This window comes from Bacillus sp. FSL R12-0074 (genome assembly GCF_038005725.1).
Taxonomy (GTDB): domain Bacteria; phylum Bacillota; class Bacilli; order Bacillales; family Bacillaceae_G; genus Bacillus_A; species Bacillus_A mycoides.
Genome location: NZ_JBBOTR010000002.1, coordinates 161,440 through 182,679, shown reverse-complemented (window position 1 = coordinate 182,679; position 21,240 = coordinate 161,440). Strand labels below are relative to the sequence as shown.

The following is a 21,240-nucleotide window of genomic DNA, read 5'->3' as shown; positions in this document are numbered from 1 at the left end:
CTCATTACCAAAAACAAAGTACCATAACAAACGTTTAATGTCGTTTATGGTACTTTGTTAACGTATGGTAAAACTAAGTTTTTCAACTTAGAAATTCCTTAGCGTACGAAATTCGCGTTTAGTTGGCGAGACCCCATTTTGGATAGATTTCTTGCGAAATATGTACCTAGAGCAGTATTTCGATTTAAATGTGATACGATAGTGATATATTCGTTTTGCTAGTAAAAGGGGATGAGTGTCGATGAAAAACCACATAAAAGTAAATGGAAAAATCCTTCAAACAAATAAAAAATGGTCACATCTCAAGCAAAGACAAAGACAACATATTTCTAATTGGTTACGTAGAGAATATACACAGTTTGTAAAAACAAATTATAGAAAACCTAAAAAGTATGAACATGATGAGATTATTCATGAAGTGATGAATCAAATACAGGAACGTGAAATTTGGATTCCGTATGGTGAAGTGAAAAAATACTATGTAAGTAAAATAGGAAAATGGTTTAGAAAAATAGAAGGTGAATGGGAAAGACAAATAGACAACAATGAGCGGCTGAAAGTATTAAAAGAAAAGTAGATACAAATAGGGGGCGTATTTCATGTATAACTTACAAGAAGATATGTATGAGCAATTGAAAGAGAAAAAAGGGGAAGTTACTGTATTTTTACAGAATGGCGTTCCAATACGTGGGCAGATCCTTGCAACAGATAAATTTACCGTCCTAATGATGGTTCATGGTAAACAACAACTAATCTACAAACAAGCAATCTCTACACTTGCTATTTAATGGGTACCGCCAGCATTTCGGAAAAAACCCACACTAAGAATATGCAAAAGTTTATGCAGCTTTTCAGCTAATTCAGTAACAAACGAGAACCCTAAATCCGCGCCAGGACAGGAATGTATAAAAAAATGAATAGAGTGAAAAGGCGGATTCCTTGTGAAAGTAGGGATCTGCCTTTTTCCTTGCTACCGATAATGGGACGTTATGTTAACCGCACATGAATAGAGTATTCATTAAAAAAACTTTAATACAAAGAAGCTTTACCATGATAATCTAATCTTATAAATACATAAAAAGAGAGGACTGGCTATGTTGAACAGTCAAAATTGGATTAATAACTGGAACGAAACGTTTCATCAAATAGAAAAAATTAAAGGGGATATTGAATCTTTCGTTGTTGAAAAATCAGCAACAGAAGAAGAAATTAAATTAACAGAACAACAATTAGGCTATCCTCTCCCTATTAGCTTCAAAGAAGTTTTAGTGAAATTTTCAAAGCAAGTAGAGCTTAGATGGTTCTTTCCAGATGAACTTTCTATACCAGCTGAATTTGATGATATCTTTGCAGGTGAACTATGTTGGAATTTAGATTCGATTGAGGACTTAACAGAAGTTGCAGATAGCTTAAAGGATGTAGGAGATAATTATGGTGAAAACTTACGACAAAAATTAGCATTCTATACCGTTCCCAACGGTGATTATCTTGCTTTAGATTTGAATTCTAATAACGAAGATGCAGCTGTTGTTTACTGGGATCATGAAGAAGATTCAGTCACTTATGTAGCAGATAATTTTATTGAGTTTATTGAAAAGTTTACTGATTTGCATTTAATTGGGGCTGAGATCTGGCAATGGGAAACCTTCATAGATTCAAAGGGTATAAATACAGATAGTGAAATAGCACAAAAATGGAAAAAACTCTTCACAGAACTTTAAAACATAGGCACTTTTAACTTCCAATAACGAATTTTATGTAAATAAGCTGTCCATATGGGCGGCTTATTTACTTTTTTGCTTAGCATGGTTTTTTCCAAAATGCTGGCGGTACCCCATCGCTATCAAGCTAATAAAAAGAAATGCCCCCTAGAATGAAAAAATACGCTATTCTTTCTGTAGAATCATAGGAAAGGATGGCGTTTTTTATGTCTGTTTCTGTGTCTGACGAATTACAACTATTTGCTCAAGAGATTCAAAGTTTTTTATCTCCAAATACCTTACGGGATCTTGCTAGAGATGTTGGTTTTGTACAACGAACCAGTAAGTACCAAGCAAAAGATTTAGTCGCTTTATGTGTATGGGTGAGCCAAAATGTAGCTATGACTTCTTTAACTCAGTTATCTAGCTGTTTAGAAGCATCAACAGCAGTGCTTATCAGTCCTGAAGGACTGAATCAACGATTTAATAAGGCGGCCGTCCAACTTTTACAACACATACTAGCTGAACTACTAAACCAAAAACTGATCTCATCTATGCCGATTTCTTCTCCATATACTTCTGTTTTCAAGCGTATTCGTATTTTAGATTCAACTGCATTTCAACTCCCGGATGTATTTTCATCGGTTTATCCAGGTGCAGGAGGATGCAGCCATACAGCTGGGATAAAAATTCAACTTGAGTATGATTTGTTAAGTGGACAGTTCCTACATATTCATACAGGTCCAGGTAAACAACATGATCGCACTTACGGCTCTCTGTGTGCCCCAACTGTGACAGCGAATGATTTATGTATCCGAGATTTAGGTTATTTTCATTTAAAAGACCTTCAATATATACAAGATAACGAGGCCTACTATATCTCTCGTATCAAGTCAAATACACGTATTTATCAAAAAAATCCTAACCCTGATTATTTTCAAGATGGAAGAATTAAGAAAGGTACAGAGTATATACAGATAGATATGGAGACGTTAATGAACTCCCTTCAACCAGGACAAACATGTGAAATAGCTGATGCTTATGTAGGAATGATTGATAAAGTGCCAGCTCGTGTAATTGTTCATCGATTAACAAAACAACAGCAACAAAAACGATTACAAGATCAAGCTGTAAGAGAAAAAAAGAAAGGAATGAAGTATTCTCCTCGTAGTAAACGACTCAGTGGTATCAATGTATATATGACAAACACCCCTACAGATATTGTCCCGATGGGACAGGTACATGACTGGTATTCTTTGCGTTGGCAAATCGAAATTTTATTTAAAACGTGGAAGTCATTCTTTCAAATTCATCATTGTAAAAAGATAAAACCAGAACGATTGGAGTGCCATTTATATGGTCAGTTGATTGCCATTCTACTCTGTTCTTCTATCATGTTTCAAATGCGCCAATTGCTCCTCATGAAGAAAAAACGAGAGCTTAGTGAGTATAAAGCCATATATATGATTAAAGACTATTTTCTTCTTCTATTCCAAACTATACAAAAAAACACTCAAGAGCTATCAAAGGTGTTACTTCGCCTGTTCAATCTCCTACAGCAAAACGGGCGGAAATCTCATCGATATGAGAAAAAAACGGTCTTTGATATATTAGGTGTCGTTTACAATTGTACCATGCCTGATAATCAAGCCGCTTAATTCAAAAAAGTGAAACCCGTTAGGGTTTATTTCGTATGCAAATCTTTCAATCACCCACACTTGCCCTTTAGAAAAAAGAAACAATCTCGCCTAAAATTGACTTTGCATAAGCTTAGCTTGATAGCGATGTGGCGGTACCCCATGCCCATCAACTTAAGAATTTAAAATCCTCTCCTCAAAAATAAGTTTTTTGTTAGAAGTTAGCACAAAATTTCGTTCTGGGGATACTATAAAATTTTAACTTGATAGTCATGTGGAGGTACCCCATATAGTAGTAGATGCGTTGAGTTTAGTAAAAACTATCTGATATACATTGAATCAGGTACAGACATTAAATAATAGAAAAGGTCGCCTACTATTCCACTAGTAAAAATAATAAATCCCATATTGCGTATGCCTTTAAGTTTTGACCGTAATCCAATGAATGCCGCTAGTAGCCCAGTTAAAGAAAATAGAATCCAGTATAGTTCGGTTGGAATGGGAAGATATTTATCTCCATCAACCCCAATACCCCAAAAAACATAAGGCAGTACGACAAAGAAAACGCTGAGTAATCCCATTACACTGGCTAGTAATTTGTGATATTTAACACCAGTAATAATTAGATAAATCCCACCGACAAAACCGCACAATACAAGATAAGGTACATAGAGAATCCAAAGAAGACTCAAGATGATCATATGTAATTTCCTCCTATTTATTTTCGCTCATTGTAGTTTTAAGGGGTTATTTGATTTTCTGAATCTGTTGCTAATTTATTAAGTTGATCTAGTGCTTCTTCTTGATCAAACGAATTAAACCAACGGTAATCATGTTTGTCTAAAATACGATAATGCTGACTAATCAGATTTTGTTGTAAACGAAAGTTCCCTTTTTCTTGAATCTGTTTCCACCAGACTTTTCCTCCCAATGTTTTTTCTTTGAAGTTGCTAGTTCTATTGTGGGCCATTGTTTCGATTACTACTAATGGATCATCCCCAAGAGAAGACTGTAAAACCTCACTATCCCTAAACAATGCACAAATAGCAACGGTGTTGGTCCAACCTGCATTCGTTCTCCCTTTCTCAATTTGAACAAGCGTTTTTTTTGAAATGCCGAGAACTTCAGCCATTTTATCCTGTGTATATCCTTTTTCAGTACGTATTAACTTTATTTTCGTTGAAATGAGTTCAATTGTAAGCTCCTTATTCACTTTCTCCCCTCCGAAAGTAACAAATGTTTTATTTAGTGTAATTTTACACTAAAATCAATCCGTTTTCAACTCGCCCCCTAAATCTTGTAAGAAATAATTGAATAAGCCATAAAAATGGTCATTGCACAGTTATCCATGAGAAGTTAGCTCGTTTTGAGGATATTTGTATTTCTTAGCTTGATAGGGGCACGGCAACGATTCGTTCTTTTTCGGGCCACTCGCCATTTTAAGTTAACAGAACTAGAATTCCGTTAACTTTTCGAAATAAATTTAATAAGATTAGTTTACAGAACATCTGTAAATATTCGTGGAAAATAAGTTTACGGAACATATTTAAAGAAAACGTTCTTGAAGACTTCAAATCTAATTACCTGAAAGTCAATGCTTTATCATACATTTCAAAGTTTTCTACAAATGGCCCCAAATAGCAGTAATCGTTGCCGTGCCCCTAATAGACTCTCAATAACACTTATCAAAATTATAGATTAAAAGAGGGATAAAAATGATTTATGGATATGCTCGAGTAAGTACACAAGATCAAAATCTAGATAGCCAGATTGATCAACTTACAAAATACGGAGTAGATGAACTTGTGGAGGAGAAAATAAGTGGCGTTTCTAAACAAAAGCCACTTTTAGATGAACTTCTTTCAAAGGTAGCTCCTAATGATACATTAGTTGTGACACGAATGGATCGTCTTAGTCGAAACACTATTCAGTTAATGCAATTAGTTGAACAACTTAGAGAAAGAGATATACACCTTGTTATTTTAAACTTAGGAATAGATACCAGAACACCAACTGGTAAATTCTTTTTAACGGTAATGACAGCCTTTAGTGAACTAGATCGAGAAATGATTAAAGAGAAGCAACGTTCAGGAATTAAATTGGCCAAACAAAAGGGGAAATATCGAGGAAGAGTTAAAAAATATACAGATAAGCATCAAGGTATGAATCATGCCATTGAATTACGTAAAACTACCAATAAAACTGTAAAGGAGATATGTGCAATTACAGGAATCAGTCAGGCGGCATTTTATCGTAGGCTAAAGGAAATGGAAAAAGATAATGGATAACAATTTTAATATATTTAATTATTTTGCAACCAATTTACTTCCTCATTCGACTTTATTGTGTAACGGAGAGGAGAACCAAAATGGATATAGCAAAATTAGTGAAAAAAGCAAAAAAGGGTGATGATGAAGCATTTGAACAACTGATTGATTCTGTTCGACAAAAGTTGTATCGAACAGCCTATGCATATGTTAGAAATGAACAAGATACTCTTGATGTCTATCAAGAAACAATTTATACAGCCTATATTTCAATAAAGACATTAAAAAAGCCTGAACATTTTTCGAGTTGGATTACAAAAATTCTAGTTTTTAAATCAATTGATTTTATTCGGAAAGAGTCTCGCCATTTTACTACAGATAATGAGGAAATCTTTACTGAATTAATCGCTTCTGAAAATGTTGATTTTATCATGCATTCGATGGATTTATCAGAAGCATTTAAATTCTTAAATCCTACTGTTAAGACCATGATTTTGTTAAGGTATTATCACGATTTGTCCATTAAGGAAATTGCCACCATCATGAATTACCCGGAAGGAACCGTGAAATCACACTTAAATAGGGCGAAAAAAGAGTTAAGACCCATTTTAAAGGAGGGCTATCTTTATGAATAAAGACAAATTCAATCGGTCCATCGACAACATAAATGTACCTGTTGAAAAGCTAATGGCTAGGGAGAAGGCGGCTATCTTTCAAGCCAAGAAAAAAAGAAAAGCCGAAAGAACCACAAAACGGTCAATCTTGGTTGCATGTGGGTTATGTCTATCTTTGCTTGGTTCTGGATTTGTTTCAACAGGCATGGCGGAAGCCTTATCAAATGTTCCCCTAATTGGTCCAATTTATAAAGATTTTAGAGACATTGCCTCAGATAAAATTGAACACGATCAACTTACGACAGTAATTGATAAACAAGATAGTAAAAACGGCTTAACAATGACTGTAAAAGAAGCAGCTTATGATGGAAACCGGTTAATCGTAACAGTTGTTTACACAGGTCAAAAAGAACTTTCGATGAAAGAAGAAAAGGCCGGCTTTAGCTATATAACAATTAATGGACAACAAGAAATTAAACCAGCGATTGGTTCAACAGGTCAGGACGACTTAAACTCGAAAACAATAATTGAACATCATCAATTTACCTTCTCTAAATTTAATGAATTTGGCGATAACATTGAGATTGAGGTCCATGGAGAAAACTTATTTGGCTATGAGGGTAAGTTGAAGGTGGCTTTCCCACTTAAAAAAATAAAAGGCGATGTGTTTGAGTTTTATCCAAAGGTTACAACTAAAACGGTAGATGAAGTTTATAAGTTAACAGCGGATAAAGTAACCTTTTCACCGCTATCAACTAGAATAGACCTAACGATTGATTACCCTGCTAAAATGGATAAAAACGATACTTGGCCATGGTTTGATTTCTCCGTAGTCGATGATAATGGTCAGGTATATGATAAACTGAAACTAGAATCAGGCATGGCAGTTGGGAACTATGGTCATCATATGGTACTGACACTGCCTCCAATGGATATGATACCAAAATCATTTACACTCAAGCCAAGTCGACAAAATAGTGAAGGATTTAGTGAAGAAATAAAGGAATTAGAATTAGTCGTTCCTTTAAATAAAAGTAAATAATGACCTCGTTTACTCATATCGCAGAAGTACCTTAAGCTAACGAACACGCGATAGTTGAATAACGAGTTTTATTAAAAGCCGTCATGAAAGCCGGATTCCATAGCTATTGGAATCCGGCTTTTTCACATTAAATTTCCTTAACGTTGTAAATCCGCATTTTCCTGACGGTACCCCAGATAAACATCCTGGCATGAACCATGTAATTGAATTACGAAAACATACCAATAAAACAGTAAAGGAAATATGTCAGATTACAGGAGTGAGTCAGGCCGCTCTATATCGTAGATTAAAAGAACTTGAATAAAGTTCTTTTTTATATTTGTAATTAAATTCCAGAGTGGCCCCTCATACCCAGAATTGTTTCCGTACCCCTTTATGAACAGAGGATAAAACTCAATAATAGAATATTAATATTCAATTTTTATATAAAAAAAATAAGCTCCGAAGAGCTTATTTTAATAATAATATCAACGCAATTATCAATGATATTATCGAAAATACAATCATAAATAATAAAGCTCAGTCATGAGTTATCGCCCTGTTACCGTCATTCCTGCTGTATAAATCGTATCTACAGAACCATCAGCACTTACAACTTCAACTTTGTAGCGGTATGTCCCAGTGTCGTAAATGTTTTCGCCATATCCTGTGAAAGTTGAAATTTCATCATTTGAGCCAGCTGGAACCCATTGATTTTGCCAATGGAAACTAGTTTCAAATTCTCCCCAGCTATCTCCATATTTTTTCTCAAGGCTAACATTGTAATGAATATCTTCAGCTCGGTTGTTTGTAATTCTTGCAATTGTACTGTTGCCAAAAGTAACTTGTGTAGAATGTACTTGAACTGTAACACCGTTCACCGTTTCGCTAGGACCACAAATATAATGACAGCCCTCATTAAATTCATCAGCATGTGCCTTTGGTGTATCTAAATTCATAACCGTTAAACCGCCTAAAGCTAACGCACCAGTCAACGCAATTGTAGCTAATTTTTTCATGATAATTCCTCCTATTAACCGCTATAAGTGAATGTTTTTGTTTTTACGTATTCATTGCCAGCATAAAAAGATTTCTATGACTCATTTTTATCACCCTTCAGCTTATATAATTCGACAAATGGTGATAATTTCCTGCAAATAAAATGAATAAGCACTCCCGCAGGAATGCTTATTCAAATTCAATTTCTGTTTTATTGTCTGATGTGAAGTATCTTGGGGTAGCACCACATCACCATCAAGCTAAGATTTTCAGAACCCCCCCATAATTGTTGATTTGAAATAAAGTTTAATCAAAAACACTCCACAAACCCATATTATATGGTAAATAAGAAGACTCCATTTTGAAAAAAGATTAATCAAAATGGAGTCTTTTGTTAAAAATCTGAATCTAGTTTTTATAAAAAAGATTGATCAAAACTCATAGACATATCTATTACAACAATTTACTTATACCTAACCTATTCTTCAAACCAAAACAGAACTTCAATAGGTGCTTTCAAAACCTTCGCAATATCATAAGTAAGTTTGAATGAAGGATTATATTTTCCATTTTCGAGATTGCCAATTGTTTCCCTTCTGACACCAACCTCATTGGCTAAATCTTCTTGAGACATACTTAGCTTTACCCTATATTCTTTCATTCGAGTCTTAAGTGGCATCTTGCATCCCTTTCTTTTCTCTACGCTCAAATATTTCTAAATTAATTATGAATGTACCTAAAGGTATGAAAAACGAAAATATAACAAAGAACCGAATTACATGTAAATTTTCAAAAATAAAAACACTTAAGAGTAGTATACTACCTAATACTAGTGCTATGAAAAAGGCTCTTGTAGCTGCGAGGCGAACATGTAGCATAAAAAGCTCATCTGGTACTACTTTTGCATATGCGAAGAAGAAAAAGAAACCGAAAAAATAAGATGCCCATGAAATATTACCTAAAAATGAGAACGGACCTAAAAAACCCAAAAAACCGAGAAATCCTAAATAAGCTAATTTATTTTTCATATAACCCTCCTGTGTGATATATTTCGCTCTTTATGCTATAAATATATCACATCGACTTGGAAATAAAAAGGATTGAAAACGGTGCGACTTTTTTTAGAGCAGTTGATCTTTTTTCAAAACGGTTAAACTTTATTTCAAACCTACAAATTCAACATACAGCTAAATGTAGACTATTGAAGTAGTGTTTTATCTTTTATTAATTATTACAGTACGTGAAATTATTATATACTGTAATGAAAAAGCTCTCATAGATCTTACATCTATGAGAGCTACCTAAGGGTATTTAGACTTTCGACTTAATTCTATTGTAGCAAGCTTTCACCAAATAGCAAAAACATAACGATCCAAAACCAAATAATCAAACGAAATGCACTCTTAAATCCTCCCCAGAGAGAAAATGTTTCCTCTTGCATTATTATCCCCCTTTCCTACTTGTCTTTTGGTTCTCCAAACCATTCATACATTGCCTTTCGGCTTATAATCCATTCCTTACGCTTCCCTTCAGGATGCAAAAAATACTTCACTAAACCTTCTTGTAACATGCGTTCTAAATCATTTATTTGCTTCTCGTTCATTAAAGAAGGGCTATATTTATTCTTAATTGTCTCACGAGGAATCCTCCAGTAAAAAGCTGCTTCAGATGGTGTCATGTATTTATCGATTTCTTTCATGAGAATTCTCCTTTGTTTGTGCTTTTCCTTTTATGTTACAATAAATAAAGAAGGAAATGGACGAGATTTCCTTCTTCTACAGTCAATCATTAACTAAGCCCTTTGTTTGCTATTAAGCAAATGAAGGGTTTTTATTTTGCTTGTTTATATTTACTATCTATGACAGCCAAACGAATCAACTTCAGCTTAATATCCTTACTAAGAGAAAGCCATTCAGATGTACCAATTTTCATATCCTTTGCCTCCCCATTCCCTTTTTATACTTCAAGAAAATTAACCCCTTAAAACATTTGTATTTTACACTAATTTAACAACTAGGGAACCCTCATCATATTCGTGAATGTGTAAATCATAGCGCATTTCTGTTGCATCCAGTACTTTACAAAACCTCTGATAGTAAGCCGGATTACTTACTTCCATGCCAATTTCTCCATTCCTGAACAGATACTCTAAATCATCAATGATTTCTTTTACTGTATTCTCTAATATTTTCACTCCTTATCTTTATAAAATAACCTTATAAGGTTATTTTATAACAAAACAAGAAACCCTACAAGGTTATTCTTTTTGTTTTTCAGATATTTCATAAAAAATTCTTAATAACATCCCTAATGTAAAAAGACAATAGAGTTATTAAATTTTAAAACCTAAAACAAGCATAACCCCGTTCTAAATTTAGGACGGGGTTAAAATATAGTCGTTTAATTTTCGACATAAGATACTTCATTGTACTTAAAAATATAACAATAAATTCGTTTAACAACTATTTTCTCTATTTCATGTCGTGGGTTTTCATTTTATCCAATTCTTTTTGTATCTTCTTATGAAAATACTTTCTACCTAGATTCCATTCTATACATAAGAAAAACATCCCTAATAATAGATAAAGGATAAAACCACTAGTACTTTCAATACGACTCGTTATAAACAACCATGTCAGAAATACAATATGTGCTACTGGTAAAATTGCCCCCCAATAGATATTGTTTCTACTTGATAAGAAAAATTGAACAGCTAAAATACCAGCATAAATAAGAACCATTATTCCCCATCTCTTTCTTGTTTATATTTTTCAATAATCAATTTTGCATCTTCTACACTTATCCGATCATCAATCGACAGGCTCTTGATAAATTTAATAAATTCCTCGTTTTCTACGGCATCATTCATTTTTATCTTATCGATTAATCGATCAAGTTTAAGTCTTACTGTTGGGTATGATACCTCATAAACCTTTGCAATCTCTTTTAAAGAACCCGAATGAAGTACTAAGTTTTTAACAAACTCTAAATCCTCATTTTCCAAGGCTAAAATCCAGTTTGGAATATTGTTAATATCCACAGCTTTGCCCTCCATTTACTTTTATTAATATTAGTTTAACATATTTTTGAATAATATTAATAAAATATTGAATTTTATTAAAAATAATTTTTATAATTTTTTTAATTAATTTTAGATTAAAAAGAACCCATTTGAGTTAAGTTACTCAAGTGGGTATTGCTTCACAATCTGGCCCGATTGTTGAATAAAATGACTGGCGTTTTTTAAACAACTTTATTATCTCTGTACACCTAACTCACCTTAAACCGCTTATTTTCACTTACAACACATCCCTTGTTGTTTAGGTCTTATGTCATTCACTTTCAAATAAACATTTGTTATATCGAAATCTGAGAAGCCGTTTTTTGATGAGAGTATGATTTTTAAAAGTTAATTCCTAAAAATAACAAAAGAGCTGGATTTTCATCACAGCTCATGTTTTGATTGGTTCTGTATGTGTACATGTAGGATATTGAGAACAGCCAAAAAACTTATTTCCTGTTTTATTCGAATTTCGAACGACTAAATGATTTTTACATGTTGGGCATTTCCGTTCTTCAGGTTTTACCCCTTGATATACATCTTCAGCCGAATATTCGGGATTAATTTTATTAATCAATTTCTGAAGTTCTACACGATCTATGAGTTTTACATTGCATGCCTCCGCTAATTCTTTCGCTTGCCTTGTATACACGCTGTTCGTTACAACCCAGCCCTCATGTGCTTTGTAATAGGCTTGTGCTGCATATATCTCTTGTACGGCACTAATGCCGACTCTATTTTTCATCCCGTAGCGTTTCGCCTGGATTACAATACGATTCTTCCCCTTCAATACCAAATCCGCTCCAAAATCATTTGACTGCTTTGTGACTGTTGGAGAATAACCCAATTCTCGAAAGAGAGCTTTTAGGTATACTTCGAATTGATGGCCGTCCATTTTGTCTATATAGCGAATACCGGACTTAGCTATTCGCTTCAGTATTCTTCGCTCCCGAAACTTTCGGTACATAAATTTACAAATACGGAAAAGAACATAAAGGATAAAACCATACATCAAAATTTGTAATATGTTTGGCATTTCTGGTAGATTAGACACTTCTCTCCACCTCTTTAATTGGTTTTACTTTCTTTGGTTGTGCTGTTTCTTTTACCTGTTGCTCACTCACTTGTTTCTTCCGGACATCGTTCCAATCTTCTTTTTCATTCTTTGGAATATCCTCTTTAAGATCTACAAAGCATTTCATCGTTTGAATGAAGTCTCTCCCAGCCTTATCATTATCAACTGCCATAATGACCTCTTTAATATCGTGCCCTTCTTTTTTCGCATCCATTAAAGATTCAATCACTGTTTTGGACTTCAAACCATGCATAGAAACCAGGCGAGCGTTTTGGATATTATTTTGTTTAATGCTCCAATGAGATAACATGTCGATTGGATCTTCATAAAAATAAATCTTATCCGGTTTACCTACATCAACCGTAAAACCTGCATGGATTTTTTCATAATTCGGGACAATTTGTTTAAAGCTTCCTCTTTTATTCTCCATTTTTACAGTGCCTTGACGGTTCATTCCAATTACTTTCCCTTTGCCACCTTCTTCTCTCCATTTGAACACGACATTGTTTTTCTTATCTTGGGCGATGAGATCCTTTTTAATCAGCCAGTTCACCAGGCGAGGATCTATTTTCCGCTCATCAATTAAGTATTGCTTGATTTCTGTTTGTTTCGGCACCTCTAAGTGTTTTGGATAACTAAAAGGCTGCTGCTCTTTTTTGCGCTCCTCTTCAGCTTTTGAACGATCAAACTCTTTGTAGTCTCCCTTCTGAATGTCCATCACAGCTTGTGGGAATGTCATGTCATAGTACATCATCGCAAAGCTAATCGCTCCATATCCTTTTTCTCCTCGACTATTCCAGGCGTACTGATTCCCTTTTATGATGAGACTGTCATGCTCCGTATGACGATAATAGTTTCCTTCTTTCTTAAACGTTTCTCCTTTTGCTTCCAGATATGAAATCAAGTCAACTTTTCTTGCTTTCATCGCATCCTCCGTACTGACATGTGCCATTACGGAATCCCCCCTTTACTCTATAAAATGAAATAAAAAAGAGGACTATTCCATTTCCTAGTCCTCTTTTGCTACTTATAGTTGATATATTCAATTTTTAATTGCTGTCTTTAAAAAAAAATCTTTACTAACAAAACGCTTAATCATCGCATTTTTGAATGAGTATAGATTTTTTTATTTCTTACCATATAATTATCTTCGGCTTCAAATTTAACTTTTCATAGGGTTTTACTATATAGGGAAATGAATTGTTCTAATTAATATCTGTGATTCCCAACCATTGTCTCTATAAAATCATTAATAAAGTTTTTTTGATTTAATTTTAATCCAATACGAACTCCTGTAGCTTCTGCACCTGGACGGAAATCAGCAATCGTTTGTCCTCTGAAAGATTTTAAATCAACTTCTACTTTACGATACATATATTGAACAAAACTAGGATTAGCTATTGCACTCATTGCAACTACATCATGTAAAGGAGCCCCTTTAATACTTTTATTCAATTTTTTATAGGCACTGTAATAATAATCATAGATTGGTTTTATTAATGATTTGAATGGACTATTTGTATGTTCCACAATATAATTCACTTCGTTCGGGAGCAATACAGCCGAATTTGTTACATTTAAAGGAATCATTGTTAAATTTTTTGACTGATTAATTACAAACTTTGTTGAAACAGGATCACCATACGCATTGGCTTCTGCTACAGATGTGACATTTCCTGGTTGTAAGAACACTCCGGACATGATATATACTTCCTTTACACTTTGCATTAGTTCTTTCCAAATATTTAATGCCATCGCAAGGGTAGTAGATCTTCCTACATCAATAATTGTTAACTCTTCCTTGTACCTTTCAATAATTTTAGGGATTAAGCTAAAATCATGAACAGGCATAGTTGTTATACTTTCAGGGGGCCGAATAGGACCAAGTCCTTCTGGGCCATGGATTTCTGGATAATAAGTAGTAAACCCATTGAAAAATGGTAAAGTTGCACCACTTATAACAGGGATATCTTGTCTTCCAGCCAATTGCAAAAGATATAAGGCATTTCGAGTTGTTTGTTCTTTGGTAACATTACCGTAACTCGTAACAATTCCAACAATTTCAATCTTAGGATTTTGTAGACCATATATGATAGCTAAAGAATCATCAATACCTGGATCGCAAAATAACAATACTTTCTTCAAGGTATATCTCCTTTCTTACAAAAACTAATTTTATAAGACAAGCCTTATACCATTTATATGTAAGAAATTAGTGTATTTATGACGCATGTTTTGAGATATTCCCTCTAAAAGTAATTTTCTACTTAACCTCGCATAATATGAATGATAATAGGTTTGTTATGTGTGCTTTTGCGTTATTTTTCCTATATAGTAAAGAACTGTTTTATCTTGTTACATTTATAGTTGATCCATTTCATTTTTATTTGCCGAATAAGAATTTTAATCGCTTCTCCTGTACGCTGTATGATAAACGAGCGTCAAATTTCTTCCCGTTTTTATTCGAGATAAACCCTTTGATCTGATCCGTTACATTCTTTTCTAATAACTTTTTTACGTGGTTACTACTTAGATTTTTGCCAGAGAATGTACCAAAAATAATGAAGTCACAGCCTTTTTTGTATTTCTCACATAAGTAGTTACTTTTCCCTACAAGAACTCTACTCTTACATAATGGACATTTGCCAATTGTACGATCTTCAGTCGTTGGAAAACGAAATTTCAAACTTCCGTCCGCCTCCATATAGATAGCTGCCGTAAATTCTCCCTTTTCCCCTTCAAAGCCATTTATAAAATCTGTTGTTTTATACTGAATCAGCTTTTTCATTTGATTACCAGGGATTGCTTTTCCTTTCATCTTTGCTGGTAACATAAAATCACATCCGTTTTTATGCTCCGTGCATCCATAAAACGTTTTTCGATGAAGGATCTCACCTTTTTTACATTTTGGGCATTTACCATATGACAGCTCCTCTTGTGTTGGGAACTGAAATTTGATATTTCCTTCATGTAACACTAGATAAGCGGAAAACTCTTTCTCATTGGACTTAAATCCTTTTAAAAGGTCTGTTTTCTTATCCTCAAACAGCTTTTTCGCTTGTGCCTCCGGAATCGCCTTTTCTTTGATTTTCTTTGGTAGAGAAATTTTACATTCTGGATAATTACTGCACCCATAGAAATTACCTTTATGAAGGATTTTTCCTTTTCTACAAGGGCATTTGCACACCTCAATCTGCTGATTCCAAGTATTAATAATGCTATCCGACACCTTATCATCCATTGCGCCTAATTGCTCTACCGTATCCTTTACAAACGTGTTTGTCTTCTCTACAAATTCCTCATATTTCATTTCATTCTTTTCGATCATGTAGATCATCCCTTCCATTTCAGCCGTATAAGCTGGATTTTTGATTTCATCTACCGGAAAAGCATCTATAAACGCACGACCAATATTAGTGGTTCGAATCTGATTGTTGGTAACATCAATATAGCTTCGCTCTAAAAGTTTCGGAATAAACGTTTCTTCCGTTGCGACTGTCCCAATCCGTTTTCCTTTCATAAGTTCTTTCAAATGTTCATCATCCAACTTACGCCCTGCCGTTTCCATAAAGGTTAAAATGGAACTTTCCGTATGAAAGGCTGGTTTCTTTGTCCGTGACTCAATCAAGTCATACTGAACGATTCTGAAAGAATCTCCTTCTCGTAAAATAGGTATCTGAAATGCTTCAACCGATCCCTCTTCTATATCCTCTTGAAACACACTTAGAAACCCCTTCTCTTGTAGGATCTTTTCTTTTGTACTGTATGTGTTGCCCTCTTGATCTATAAAATGTACTTCTCTTACCAGGTAGATTGCTGGTTTCATAAAATTCCCGATAAATCGTTTTACAATTAAGTCATATAACTGTTTTTCTAATGGATTTCGGTTGGTCCCGACATATAATTTTGTTGTTGGGATGATGGCAAAGTGACTACTGACTAATTCATCATTAAATGTAGTGTGTTTTTGTGTGATAGAAGATGGGATTACTTGTTGTACTAGATTTACATAGGAGCTTTTTTCTAATGCTCCCATTACTTCTTTCACTCGTTCCACTTGTTCTGTAGGTAAGTGCCTGGATGAAGAACGAGGATAAGTAATAAAGCCTTTTTCATACAAACTCTGAATATGTTTTTTTGCTGTTTCTGCATTTATCTTCATCTTAGCGTGAGCATCTTTGTAGATATCCGTTAAGTTATATAATAATTTTGGTTTCTTTTTTCTCGTACTTTCTTTAAATTCCGTTACGATTACATTCGTTTCTTTCAAGCTATCTCCAAGCCTTTGTAGTGGCGATGAATCTATCAGTTGCTCTTCGGTTTTCATTACTGGTGATAAACCATTTTCCGTTAGTAGCTTTAAATTGTAATAGGTTTGTTCTTTATAGTTTTGGATAGCAATTTCCCTTTGACGAATTTCATTCAAGATACACATTTGAACACGACCAGAAGCCAATAAGAATTGGTTTCTTGCTAGTTTTGATGTACAGCCCCTTGTAACATTAATTCCTAGAATATAGTCCAGGTATTGCCGTGCTTTAGCGGATTGTGCAAGCCCGTCATAGTCTGTTCCTGGTTCTAATCGGTTCAAGGCTCCCTCTAGTTCTGCGGCTTCATAAGAAGAGATAAATAGGCGTGATTCTCGCTTGTTAGCACCTGCATATTCATATAATTCACGATAGATAAGCTCGCCCTCTCTATCTGCATCACAGGAGTTGACCACATGATCCACATCGGGACGATTTAACAACTTAACTAATATTTGAATTTGTTCGAGACTATCCGATTTCTCTTTATATTCTGGCTCTAAAATAATGGGTAAGTGATCAAATTTAAATTCTTTGTATCTCTCGTCCATCTCCTCCGGATGTTTTAGTTCTAATAAATGCCCCCGGCACCAACTAATAATGTAATTTTCATTTTCATAGTAGCCATAATACGGCTTGCTTCCTGGATGCTTTTGCGAGTTTCTAAATCTAGGTGATTTTAATAATTCAACAGCTACCTTCGGCTTTTCTGCAATAAATAATGTTTTTCCCATAAGTAGTACCTCCTATTAATCTATAATTTCAGTTTTACGCTTCCATTTCTTGTTTCTCCGCTTTTTTATCATTCTGTGACCAAATAATAGAAACATGTTCAAAAAGACCGCTACAAGGAACATACAGCCTGCAAACAGCCATACATTCATGACATTCACTCCTTTCGTTCTATAAACAAGAAAGAGGGCTTTTCCTTTTACCCTCTTTCATTTCTAGATATAAAAAAATCACTTTCCGTTTTCTCAATTGAGTAACAAAAAATGATTTAATCTGGTGTTCCTGCTATACAATTTTTCATCGTTCCATTTCCATTGTTTCTTTTTTTCTACCCGATTTCTTTGTAGACCTCGACTGATCTACATTACCAGGATCTATTTCCTTGTCTTTTTCTTTATGATTCGTTTGTTTTCCATTCAATGGCTGAAAATTTTTATCAAAATCCATTTCCTTTGAAGTTGTAGACTGATTCACCGTTATACCTTCTTTTCCAAGCTTTTCATCCACTTTATTTTCTAATTTTACTACGTGTTCCTGGCTTACCAGCTCATTATCAATCGAAACATATTTCGTTGTATAATACCGCTCTTCAGCTTTTACACGAGTGACAATACTATCAATATTATCTGGTGTTTCTTCATACTGTGAACGTCTGTATGCTTCGAATTTCCGGCTTAAGTCCTTATCTAATGTAGTTGATTCTTTTTCTTTTGTAGGTTGAATTTGTTGATCTAAAGAGACAATAGGTGCATATCCTTCCTTTTTCATTTCTTTATATAATTCCACTTCTTTTTCATTAAATGAGTAATCTTTTTGTGCCTCCGCTTTATCAACTAAGTGTCCATATCTTTCATCTTTTACGATTTCATCTAGACTCATATTTGCATCCTTTTCATAAACCACAAATGACAAATTTCCTCTTCCATCAAAGATAGAACTTTGAACCTTTTCATATAAATCTGGTTTCAAAATGTTATCTAGATAGACATTTTCTCGTTTCCCGTTCTTTTCCATGAGGGAAACATATAAATCGTCCCGATCTGTTTTATCTTGATTCCATACAGACAAATAATTTATATCTTTCGTAACAGCATCCATCATGTGGATTCTTGCCAGTTCTTCATCTTGCATACCATTTGCTAATACTTCAATTGTTACTAAGTGGTTGGGTGTCTCTTTTGATTTTTCTAATGGATTTTCTTGTACTTTTTCCATCGGTATTTCTTTGTTATTTCTATAATTCATCACTTCATCTCGTAACGCTTGTTTCACTTCATCTGATAGATACCTTTTCTCGTTTAATACTTGCTCATATGGTGTCTTGTAGTCCCCATCCCCCATATTCATACGATCCATACTCACAAGCTCCATTCTCCCAAAATCCCTATCGACTTCTTTTGGAATGGCAATATGATAACGAGCTTGATCGTAAGGGATGGTTTGACCTCTTTCTCTAGCTTCTTCTCTTGCTTTTTCAATACTTGAAATGACTTCAGCCATTTTTTCATTGGCTTCTCCAAATGGGATCAGTTGATTACTCTTAAAATTTTCGTTGTCGCTCCATTGAACTAACATAGTAGGACGATTAATTTCATTTTGATTTAGTGCTGCATACTTTTCTTGATTTGCCACGTTAAATGCATCAATAAATTCTTTATCACTCAATTTTTCTGCACCTTCTACAGGTTCAAATGCTCGATTTCTATCTGCTTGTTCCCTTAACTCTGCAACAGAGACAAGTTCTTGTGTCGTGTTACTTAAACTCATGTATTCCACCAATAAGATATTTTTTTCATCCTGTTTTTCATTTACAAGATTAGGTTGATCGTTTTTTTCTAGTCCAATTGGTGCAAGTATTTTTTCTTCTACATGTTCATATTCAATCGTTGTATAATACCCATCCTCTTTATCTAGACCTTTAAAACTTGCCTCTTCTGCTACTGTATATCCATGACCCTCAACATGAAAAACTTCTTCATTTTGCTGTAATGGCTTACCTGTTTCTTGGCAATAAATCACTTCTGATTCGTCTTTTGGATATAGTCCTTTATATTCAATATCATTATTCATTACTTCTTTATGCGCTGTTGAAATTCGGTGATTAATTACATTCAAAGCTAGGCTCACTGAATTTTGAAACCAAAAATCCTTATGGTTTTCTTTCACATACTCATTAACACAATCGACTTTTAAACTCTTTTCACGATCTAACGAAACCCTAGCAAGTGGTATATCATTGAAACTATCTCCTAACAAATCAGCTTCATAATATGGCTCTAACGTATCTGTAATTTTTTTAAGTGCATCTTGTTCTCTGTTTGTACCAAATTCATAAACGATCTGTTCCATCTCCCTTAAATTCAAACGAACATTAGGGTTTATTTCTTCTAATACACGACTATCTTCTGAAAGTTGAATTTCATAGTTTTCCCAATGTTTTTCAAAATTTATTCCTAGCCTTTCATCAATAAGTCGCTGTGCATTTTGTTGAATGCCTGTTAAAATTTCGAAATTGTCTCTTACATTTCCATCTTTATTTTCAGACACTTCTTTTGCCATATGATCTACTCCTTTTTCATTTGTTTTTTCTTTTTCTTTTTCCAACGTGCTTTCAATTGTTTCGATAAATTCAATTGAAGTTTCATGTACTTCTTTTAGCAACTTCGTTTTATCTTTCATTTCTTTTCCTTGTGTCCAGCTCGCTAAATACCCCAAAGAATATTCGCTTGTATCAATCCCAAAATAAGAAGAAACTGCATAAGCCGTCATTTCTGCTTGGAACTCTTTTTCTGGTGCTGTGTAGTTCATATGTGTCTCTACTGTATGAAGTTTGGCATGCGCCAATTCGTGAAGAAGTGTTTTTACATTTTGTAATTCACTGTTTCGCGGATTCAAGGCAACCTCTTTTGTTAGGGTATAGCTCACACCTTTTGCGACACCCAGTTCTGATTTTGGTGCAATGATTTTTACACCGTTTTTTTCCGCAATGGCTGCCATTCCTTTATACAAACTCTGGTAATCTGTAACGCTCCCTTCTAGCCAACGATTCGGAAAAATACGAGGTAGATCTTTTGCTGTTGCACTTGTTTGAGACGCATCAAACACATGACCCACAGCAAAATATAAGCGACCAGGTATCACTTCTACGTTTTTAGATTCGATTTGTTTTTTCTCTTCCTCATTTGCTTTAGTTACTGTTTTCCAAGTGCCTTCTTTGTCTTTGAATTTTGCTACAGTTCGGTTTGGAACAAGGATTTTAATTCCTTTCTCACCCTTCTTAACCGGAAATCCTTTTTCTTTCCAAAAAGAAAAGGAACCGACTGCTTGGGCTCCCTCGAATTGACTCTGTATTAATGAAATGTTAGATGGTGAATAGTGATAGAACTTTGCCATAAACGATAAATAATCTTTCAAATCTCCTGGTGTACGAAAATAGCCTTCTATGCTTTTTTCCATCTTTTTTGTTAAAGCTTGCACCGCTTCTTTCTTTTCTTCTGGTGATTTCGTTTGATACTTTTTCTTATAACTTTTACTCATGATTTTCTCCTACTCTTTCACTCGCTTTTTGCAATTCCTCCATTTCTTCTTCATTCCATCTCTCAGCTGTATCAAAGAAAAGCTCATGAGTTTTCACATTAACCGGAACTAACATATTTTCTTGATTCATGACATGGATTGCTAGTTCTCTCACTTGTTCTCTTGTAATTTTAATTGTTAGTTCTTCATCTTTTACAAGTAACACAATTTCATCTTCTCCAATTTCTTTAATGACTCCTAATGCGATATCTTCACGAAATAATAACATCTAAATAACCTCCTGTTTTTTT

22 protein-coding genes are annotated in these 21,240 nt (G+C 34.3%); 7 read left to right on the top strand and 15 right to left on the bottom strand.

The annotated features are described in order from the left end of the window. Nucleotides 1-241 precede the first annotated feature (241 nt). The 4 genes from NSS97_RS28725 to NSS97_RS28710 all read left to right on the top strand — a co-directional run bounded on the left by NSS97_RS28725 (nucleotide 242) and on the right by NSS97_RS28710 (nucleotide 3,358). Nucleotides 242-577 (top strand): transposase, encoded by a 336-nt coding sequence (locus tag NSS97_RS28725; RefSeq protein WP_341114967.1) that lies wholly within the window; start codon nucleotides 242-244, stop codon nucleotides 575-577. A gap of 22 nt (nucleotides 578-599) precedes the next feature. Beyond that, nucleotides 600-788, top strand: coding sequence for an RNA chaperone Hfq (gene hfq / locus NSS97_RS28720; protein ID WP_341114966.1), 189 nt, complete (start codon nucleotides 600-602; stop codon nucleotides 786-788). A gap of 306 nt (nucleotides 789-1,094) precedes the next feature. Continuing rightward, complete coding sequence (locus tag NSS97_RS28715) at nucleotides 1,095-1,721, top strand: SMI1/KNR4 family protein (protein WP_341114964.1); 627 nt, start codon at nucleotides 1,095-1,097, stop codon at nucleotides 1,719-1,721. Between the two features lie 206 nt (nucleotides 1,722-1,927). Further along, the gene (locus NSS97_RS28710) at nucleotides 1,928-3,358 is read left to right on the top strand and encodes an IS4 family transposase (RefSeq protein WP_002184625.1); all 1,431 of its coding nucleotides are present in this window, start codon (nucleotides 1,928-1,930) and stop codon (nucleotides 3,356-3,358) included. Between the two features lie 299 nt (nucleotides 3,359-3,657). On the opposite strand, the gene NSS97_RS28705 is transcribed toward NSS97_RS28710, so the two are convergent. Beyond that, complete coding sequence (locus tag NSS97_RS28705; protein WP_002188104.1) at nucleotides 3,658-4,038, bottom strand: hypothetical protein; 381 nt, start codon at nucleotides 4,036-4,038, stop codon at nucleotides 3,658-3,660. Nucleotides 4,039-4,076: 38 nt separating this feature from the next. Next, nucleotides 4,077-4,550 carry a helix-turn-helix transcriptional regulator gene (locus NSS97_RS28700; RefSeq protein ID WP_002188105.1) on the bottom strand — a complete coding sequence of 158 codons (474 nt, stop codon included), beginning with the start codon at nucleotides 4,548-4,550 and terminating at the stop codon, nucleotides 4,077-4,079. 502 nt (nucleotides 4,551-5,052) lie between these two features. On the opposite strand from NSS97_RS28700, the gene NSS97_RS28695 reads away from it, so the two are divergent. The 3 genes from NSS97_RS28695 to NSS97_RS28685 all read left to right on the top strand — a co-directional run bounded on the left by NSS97_RS28695 (nucleotide 5,053) and on the right by NSS97_RS28685 (nucleotide 7,260). After that, nucleotides 5,053-5,625: a recombinase family protein gene (locus NSS97_RS28695; protein ID WP_341114961.1), complete on the top strand. Its 573-nt coding sequence runs from the start codon at nucleotides 5,053-5,055 to the stop codon at nucleotides 5,623-5,625. An 80-nt stretch (nucleotides 5,626-5,705) separates the two neighbouring features. Continuing rightward, on the top strand, nucleotides 5,706-6,239 hold the full coding sequence (locus tag NSS97_RS28690; RefSeq protein ID WP_341114959.1) for a sigma-70 family RNA polymerase sigma factor: 534 nt from the start codon (nucleotides 5,706-5,708) through the stop codon (nucleotides 6,237-6,239). After that, complete coding sequence (locus NSS97_RS28685) at nucleotides 6,232-7,260, top strand: DUF4179 domain-containing protein (protein ID WP_341114957.1); 1,029 nt, start codon at nucleotides 6,232-6,234, stop codon at nucleotides 7,258-7,260. The genes NSS97_RS28690 and NSS97_RS28685 overlap by 8 nt, the downstream gene beginning before the upstream one ends. A gap of 530 nt (nucleotides 7,261-7,790) precedes the next feature. Here the strand turns inward: NSS97_RS28685 and NSS97_RS28680 are convergent. The 13 genes from NSS97_RS28680 to NSS97_RS28620 form a co-directional block, all read right to left on the bottom strand. Beyond that, nucleotides 7,791-8,258, bottom strand: a complete 468-nt coding sequence (locus tag NSS97_RS28680) for a hypothetical protein (protein WP_071745893.1) — start codon at nucleotides 8,256-8,258, stop codon at nucleotides 7,791-7,793. A 458-nt stretch (nucleotides 8,259-8,716) separates the two neighbouring features. Further along, nucleotides 8,717-8,917: a helix-turn-helix transcriptional regulator gene (locus NSS97_RS28675; protein WP_001128818.1), complete on the bottom strand. Its 201-nt coding sequence runs from the start codon at nucleotides 8,915-8,917 to the stop codon at nucleotides 8,717-8,719. Beyond that, a complete protein-coding gene (locus NSS97_RS28670; protein ID WP_000791545.1) occupies nucleotides 8,907-9,266 on the bottom strand; it encodes a DUF3796 domain-containing protein in 360 nt (119 codons plus the stop codon). The genes NSS97_RS28675 and NSS97_RS28670 overlap by 11 nt, the downstream gene beginning before the upstream one ends. 428 nt (nucleotides 9,267-9,694) lie before the next feature. Beyond that, the gene (locus NSS97_RS28665; protein ID WP_341114956.1) at nucleotides 9,695-9,937 is read right to left on the bottom strand and encodes a DNA-binding protein; all 243 of its coding nucleotides are present in this window, start codon (nucleotides 9,935-9,937) and stop codon (nucleotides 9,695-9,697) included. 772 nt (nucleotides 9,938-10,709) lie between these two features. Continuing rightward, a complete protein-coding gene (locus NSS97_RS28660) occupies nucleotides 10,710-10,979 on the bottom strand; it encodes a hypothetical protein (protein ID WP_070146077.1) in 270 nt (89 codons plus the stop codon). After that, complete coding sequence (locus tag NSS97_RS28655) at nucleotides 10,979-11,278, bottom strand: DUF2089 family protein (protein ID WP_016104021.1); 300 nt, start codon at nucleotides 11,276-11,278, stop codon at nucleotides 10,979-10,981. Before NSS97_RS28655 ends, NSS97_RS28660 begins: the two co-directional genes overlap by 1 nt. Before the next feature lie 412 nt (nucleotides 11,279-11,690). Beyond that, complete coding sequence (locus tag NSS97_RS28650; RefSeq protein WP_341114953.1) at nucleotides 11,691-12,353, bottom strand: restriction endonuclease; 663 nt, start codon at nucleotides 12,351-12,353, stop codon at nucleotides 11,691-11,693. Next, a complete protein-coding gene (locus NSS97_RS28645; RefSeq protein ID WP_341114951.1) occupies nucleotides 12,346-13,326 on the bottom strand; it encodes a DUF3991 and TOPRIM domain-containing protein in 981 nt (326 codons plus the stop codon). Before NSS97_RS28645 ends, NSS97_RS28650 begins: the two co-directional genes overlap by 8 nt. A 257-nt stretch (nucleotides 13,327-13,583) precedes the next feature. Next, nucleotides 13,584-14,519 (bottom strand): nucleoside hydrolase, encoded by a 936-nt coding sequence (locus tag NSS97_RS28640; protein ID WP_341114949.1) that lies wholly within the window; start codon nucleotides 14,517-14,519, stop codon nucleotides 13,584-13,586. 238 nt (nucleotides 14,520-14,757) lie between these two features. Beyond that, nucleotides 14,758-17,415 carry a type IA DNA topoisomerase gene (locus NSS97_RS28635; RefSeq protein ID WP_341114946.1) on the bottom strand — a complete coding sequence of 886 codons (2,658 nt, stop codon included), beginning with the start codon at nucleotides 17,413-17,415 and terminating at the stop codon, nucleotides 14,758-14,760. 15 nt (nucleotides 17,416-17,430) lie between these two features. Next, complete coding sequence (locus NSS97_RS28630; RefSeq protein WP_256487075.1) at nucleotides 17,431-17,565, bottom strand: hypothetical protein; 135 nt, start codon at nucleotides 17,563-17,565, stop codon at nucleotides 17,431-17,433. A gap of 145 nt (nucleotides 17,566-17,710) precedes the next feature. Next, on the bottom strand, nucleotides 17,711-20,950 hold the full coding sequence (locus NSS97_RS28625; RefSeq protein WP_341114943.1) for an LPD25 domain-containing protein: 3,240 nt from the start codon (nucleotides 20,948-20,950) through the stop codon (nucleotides 17,711-17,713). Further along, complete coding sequence (locus tag NSS97_RS28620) at nucleotides 20,943-21,218, bottom strand: hypothetical protein (RefSeq protein WP_341114939.1); 276 nt, start codon at nucleotides 21,216-21,218, stop codon at nucleotides 20,943-20,945. The genes NSS97_RS28625 and NSS97_RS28620 overlap by 8 nt, the downstream gene beginning before the upstream one ends. Between the last annotated feature and the right edge of the window lie 22 nt (nucleotides 21,219-21,240).